The sequence below is a fragment of the Enhygromyxa salina genome (genome assembly GCF_000737335.2).
GTDB lineage: Bacteria > Myxococcota_A > Polyangia > Nannocystales > Nannocystaceae > Plesiocystis > Plesiocystis salina_C.
Map to the genome: position 1 here is coordinate 1 of NZ_JMCC02000198.1, position 6,277 is coordinate 6,277.

At 71.7% G+C, this 6,277-nt stretch carries 2 protein-coding genes; both read left to right on the plus strand.

What is annotated here, in order from left to right; all coding sequences use genetic code 11:
• Positions 1 to 2,144: type I polyketide synthase (locus tag DB30_RS39745; protein WP_240480436.1), on the plus strand; the 2,144-nt coding region annotated here is incomplete at its 5' end.
• Positions 2,141 to 6,277: non-ribosomal peptide synthetase (locus DB30_RS39750; protein WP_146662783.1), on the plus strand; the 4,137-nt coding region annotated here is incomplete at its 3' end. The genes DB30_RS39745 and DB30_RS39750, both read left to right, overlap by 4 nt.

The following is a 6,277-nucleotide window of genomic DNA, read 5'->3' on the forward strand; positions in this document are numbered from 1 at the left end:
TCGACGAGTTTTGGGCCAACCTCCGCGAGGGCAAGGACTGCGTCACCGAGGTTCCCGCCGAGCGCTGGTCCGGGTCAGCAGATGGCCGCCAGTGGTGGGGGGGCTTTCTCGATGGCGTCGACCGCTTCGATCCACTGTTCTTCGGGATCTCGCCGCGCGAAGCGTCGCTGATGGATCCCCAGCAGCGCCTGTTCTTGACCACGACGTGGCACTTGCTCGAGCGCAGCGGCGTGACCCAGGCCGCGCTCGACGAGCGCTATGGACGTCGGGTGGGCGTCTACGTGGGCGCGTCGAGCCAGCTCTACCGTTCAGAGGCGCTCGACGCCGCGAGCACGGCGCTGACGGGCACGGCCTCCTACAACCTGATCGCCAACCGCGTGTCGCACTTTTTTGGTCTCGAGGGGCCGAGCCTGGCGGTCGACAGCATGTGCACTTCGGCGGCGATGGCCATCCACCTCGCCTGCAACGATCTGCTCCGCGGCGAGGCCGAGCTCGCGATCGCGGGCGGCGTCAACTTGGCGATTCACCCGGACAAGTACGTCGCGCTCGCGCAGATGGGCCTGCTCGGCAGTGAGCGCGGCAGTCGAAGCTACCGCGCGGGCGATGGCTACCTGCCGGCCGAGGGCGTGGGCGCGGTCTTGCTCAAGCCCCTCGACGCGGCTGTGCGCGACGGGGACGAGCTGCTCGCGGTGATCCGTGGGACCGCCTCCTGCCACAGCGGCCGGGCCAAGGGCTTCATGACCCCGAGCTACCGCGTGCGCGTCGCGACCATGCGTCGCGCGCTGGCCCAGGCCCAGATCGAGCCCGCGGACATCAGCTACGTCGAGGACGCCGCCGATGGCTCGACCCTGACCGACGAGGTCGGGATCTCGGCGCTGCGCGAGCTGTTCCGCGGCGTCGATGAGCCCGTCGTCGTGGGCACGGTCAAGTCCAACCTCGGTCACCCCGAGGCGGCCTCGGGCATCGCCCAGCTGACCAAGGTCGTGCTTCAGCTCGCCCACGAGGAGCTCGCGCCGCTCGTCGAGGTTGGGAGCCCGAACCCGCAGCTCGGGCTCGACGGCTCGGGGCTCGAGTTGTGCACGCAGCTGCGTCCGTGGCGGCCGCGGGGCTCGGGGCAGGGCCCGCGCCGGGCGCTGATCAACTCTGTCGCCGCGGGCGGCAGCCACGTCAGCCTCGTCATCGAGGAGCCGCCGGCAGCTCCGGTCCAAGTCGCGAGCCCCGCCGCCGCGCGGCCGCAGCTCGTGGTCCTCTCGGCCAAGCGCCCGAGCGGCCTGCGCCTGGCCGCGCAGCGCCTCCACGACTACGTGGCGACGAGCGTGGACCACGAGCTCGCGGACCTCGCCTACACGACCCAGCTCGGTCGCGAGGCGCTGCGCGAGCGCCTCGCGGTCGTCGCCGGCTCGGTCGTCGAGCTGCGCGAGGCCCTCGCCGCCTATCTCGCCGCGTCGGAGTCCGGGGTCGCCATGGACGTCGCCATGGTTCACGTCGGCAGCATCGACGACGAACGCGGCCAGCTCGCGGGCTTGCTGCGCGGGAGCCGGGCCGAGGAATTCTTGTCGGGACTGATCGCCGATGGGGAGCTCGAGCGCCTCGCCGAGCTGTGGGTCTGCGGCGTCGAGCTGGCGTGGGCGAGGCTCCATCCGCGCCGGCGACGGCTGGTCTCGCTGCCACTGACCGCGTTCGAGGAGCGGCGCTGCTGGCTGGGCGAAGCGCCCACGCTGGACGCCGAAGCGAGCGCCCAGCTCCCCGCCGAGCAGGCCGGCTCGGGCCTGGCCACCGGCTCCCGTCGGGTCGGGCGTCGGCTGACCAGCAGCGAGCAAGCCATGGCCGCGGCCTGGGCCGAGGTCCTCCAGGTCGAGGCCGAGGAGCTCGGCGCACGCAGCAGCTTCTTCGACCTCGGCGGCGGCTCGCTGCTCGCGGTTCGCCTGACCAACCTGCTCGAGCAGCGGTTTGGAACCAAGCTGCCGATCGAGGCCGTGTTCAACGCGCCGCGTCTGGCCGAGATGGCCGCGATTCTCGAGCACCATGGCCTCGCACCAGATGGGCGCTCGCAGCTCGACATGATCATCGAGAGCCTCGAGCTGATCGAAGGCGCGAGCGACGAGCAGCTCGAGGCGCTCGAGCAGGGGGGGCGGCGCTCATGACCAAGCTCGTCGCCAGCTCCGGCCGGGTCGAGGAGCTCGTGCGCAAGCTCGAGCGCCTGTCGCCCAAGCAACGGCGGGCGCTGCTCGCCGTGCTCGACCAGCGCGGGGTCGACCTCTCGGTCCTCGACGGCGTGCCGATGCTCGCGGCGAACGACGAAGCGCCCGTGCGCCTGTCGTTTGCCCAGCAGCGCCTGTGGTTCCTCGCGCAGCTGGACGGGCCGAGCGCGGCCTACAACATCCCCCTCGCCGTGCGCCTGCGCGGGCCCCTGGATCGCCCGGCGTTGCTGCGCGCGCTCGACGACATCGTCGCGCGTCACGAGGCCCTGCGCACGCGCGTCGTCGAGCGCGACGGCGTGCCCTACCAAGAGTTCCACGCGCCGGGCGAGCTCGTCGTCCGCGAGCGGTCGCTGGCCGATCTCGCGGCGCTCGACGCCGTTTGCGAGGCCGAGATCACCGCGCCCTTCGAGCTCGAAGGCGAGCCGTTGTTTCGGGCCCTGCTGATCGAGCTTGGCGTCGACGACCACGCGCTGGTCGTGACCATGCACCACGGCGTGTCCGATGGCTGGTCGATCGGGGTGTTCGTCCGCGAGCTCGTCGCGCTCTACGAGGCCCACCGCGCCGGTCGCCCGCCACGGCTCGCGCCCTTGCCCGTGCGCTACGCCGACTATGCCAATTGGCAGCGCGCGTGGCTCGACAGGGGCGCGCAGGCAGCCCAGCTCGAGTACTGGACCGCGCAGCTCGCTGGCGTCGATCCGCGCCTGACGCTGCCAACGGATCGCGAGCGCCCGGCGGCCAAGACCTACGCCGGCGCCCGGGTCCAGGTCGAGGTGCCGCTGGCGGTCCTCGATGGCATCCGCGCGCTCGCCCAGGATCGCGAGGTCACGCTGTACATGGTCCTGCTCGCGGCCTACGGCCTCGTGCTCCATCGCTACACCCGCGCGACGGACCTCGCCGTCGGGACCGTCGTGGCCAACCGGCCGCGGGCGGAGCTCGAGGGCCTGATCGGCTACTTCGCCAACACCTTGGTCATGCGCATCGACCTGTCCGGTGGCCCGAGCTTCGCCGAGCTGCTCGCGCGGGTGAAACACACGGCGCTGGCGGCTTACGCCCACCAGGAGCTGCCCTTCGAGGCGATCGTCGAGGCCCTACAGGTCGAGCGCGCGCTCAACCTCTCGCCCGTATTCCAGACCATGTTCGTGCTGCAAGAGGCCCAAGATGGGGCCAGCGCGCAGGTCGGCGGGCTCGAGGTCAGCCCGATCGAGCTCGACCCGAAGGTCACCAAGTTCGACCTCGGGATCGAGGTCTACGAGACGCCGACGGGGCTCGCGGGCTTCGTCGAGTACAACCGCGACCTCTACGAGCAAGCGACGATCGAGGGCTTCATCGGCCACTACAGCCAGCTGCTCGCGGCGCTGGCCGAGGCCGAGGCCGACACGCTCGCGCGGGCGCCAGCGTGGGGGCTGCCAATGATCGGCGCGGCCGAGGGCCGCCGGCTCGTCGAGCTCCAGACCGGCGCGCGCAGGCCCTACCCGGAGCCGCGCTGCCTCCACGAATTGTTCGAGGACCAGGTCCGTCGTCACGGCGATCGCGTCGCGCTGGTCTCGGACAGCGGGAGCTGGACCTACGCCGAGCTCAACACCTGGGCCAACCGCATCGCCCATCAACTCCGGGCCGCGGGCGTCGGGCCCGATCAGCCGGTCGGCCTCTACGCCGAGCGCTCACCGGTGATGGTCGCGGCGATCTACGCCACGCTCAAGGCCGGCGGAGCCTACATGCCGATCGATCCCGGGTACCCGGCGGGCCGCGTGGCCGAGATCGTCGAGCGCTCGCGGGTCGCCGTGGTCCTGACCCGGCCGCAGCTCGACGTCGCGCCCCTGGCCGGGGCCGCGACCTGCCTGACCTTGCTCGACGACGGTCGGATCGCGGACGCGGCCGGAGTCGGGCTCGCGCCGATCAGCGAGGCCAACATCCCCGCCGCCGAGATAGGCCTCGACGCGCGCAAGCTCGCCTATGTCATCCACACCTCGGGTTCGACGGGCCGGCCCAAGGGCGTGATGATCGAGCATCGCGCGGCCCACAACCGCATCGACTGGATGCAGCACGAGTACCGCCTCGGCGAGGATGATGTCGTCCTCCAAAAGACGCCCTTCGGCTTCGACGTGTCGGTCTGGGAGTTCTTTTGGCCGCTGCTCCACGGCGCTCGGCTCGTCGTCGCGGAGGCCGAGGGCCACAAGGATCCGGCCTACCTCACCGAGGTGATCGAGCGCCACGGGGTCACGACGCTGCACTTCGTGCCCTCGATGTTCCGGGCCATGCTCGACGAGCCCGGCTGGGCGCGCTGTCGCAGCGTCCGTCAGGTGTTTTGCAGCGGCGAGGCCCTGAGCCCCGAGCTGTGTGTTCGCCACTACCAGCGCCTGCCGACGGCCGCGCTCCACAACCTCTACGGGCCGACCGAGGCCGCCGTCGACGTCAGCCACTGGCCCGTGCCCAACGATCCGGCGCTCGCGGCCGTGCCGATCGGGCGACCGATCCAGAACATCGAGCTCTACGTGCTCGACGAGGACCGCGCGGTCGTGCCGATCGGGTGCGTCGGTGAGCTCTACATCGCCGGTCACGGCCTGGCCCGGGGCTACCTCCACGCGCCCGAGCAGAGCCGCGAGCGCTTCGTCCCCAACCCCTTGGCGAGCGAGCCCGGCGCGCGGATGTATCGGACCGGGGACCTCGCCCGGCTCGCGCCCGACGGGGCGCTTCACTACCTCGGGCGCATCGACGACCAGATCAAGCTCCGCGGCTTCCGCATCGAGCTCGGCGAGATCGAGTGTCGGCTCGGCGAGCAGCCGGAGGTCCACGCGTGCGCGGTGGTGCTGCGCGAAGATCAGCCGGGCAACCAGCAGCTCGTGGCCTACGTGGTCCTGGATCCCGGGCTGACCCTGGCCGACTGCCGGGCCAAGCTCGAGCTCGAACTCGGCGGGAGCCTGCCCGAGTACATGGTCCCCCGCGCGTTCGTGGCCCTCGTCGAGCTGCCGGTCACGGCCAACGGCAAGCTCGATCGCAAGGCCCTGCCGGTGCCGGGCCGCGAGGCCTTCGTCGCGCGCAGCTACGTCGCCCCACGGACCGAGCTCGAGCGGGCGCTCGCGCAGGTGTGGGCCGAGGTGCTCGAGCTCGAGCCCGGGGTCGTCGGCGCCGAGGACTCGTTCTTCTCGCTTGGTGGTCACTCGCTGCTGATCCCCGTGCTCGTGGCCAAGCTGCGCGAGCGGGGCCTGACGGTCAGCGTGCGCGCGGTGTTTAGTGCGCCGACGCTCGCGGAGCTCGCCAAGCGTCTCGACCGTGGCGGGGCACCCGTCTACGTCGCCCCGGCCAACGCGATCACACCCGGCTGCGAGCGGCTGACCCCGAGCATGGTCCCGCTCGTCGACCTGCGCCACGAGGAGCTCGACGCGATCGTCGCGGCGATCCCGGGCGGCGCGGCGCAGGTCCAGGACATCTATCCCCTCGTCGCGACCCAAGAGGGGATCTTGTTCCATCACCTGATGGATCCAGACCACGACCCTTACCTGGTCTCGACCCTGTTTCGGGTCGACGACGAGCCCGCCTGTGCGCGCTTCGTCGCCGCGGTCCAGGCCCTCGTCGATCGCCACGACGCGCTGCGCACGGCGGTCGTGACCAAGGGCGTGCGCGAGCCGGTTCAGGTCGTGCATCGCAGCGCCTCGGTCGCGGTCGAGCGAGTGCGCGTGGGGCCGGGTGGGGACGCACGCGCGCGGGCCGAGGCGATCCTCGCGGCGCCCGGGGCCTTCGACATCGCCCGTGCGCCGCTGCTGCGCCTGTTCATCGTCGAGCAAGCGGGCGAGGCCCAGCGCCACGTGATTGTCAACGCCCACCATCTCATCGAGGACGCGACCTCGCTGCGCATGACCCTCGCCGAGCTCGCGGTCCACATGAGTGGGCGCAGCGAGCTGTTGGCGGCGCCCGGGCGCTACCGCGACTTCGTCGCCCACACGCTCCACCAGCAGCGGAGCGTCGCCATCGAAGCCGAGTTCCGCGCGATGCTCGGCGGGGTCGACGAGCCCACGCTGCCGTTCGGCCTCGACGACGCGCGCCGGGACGCGCGCCGAGTCGCGCGTCTGCGCCACGCC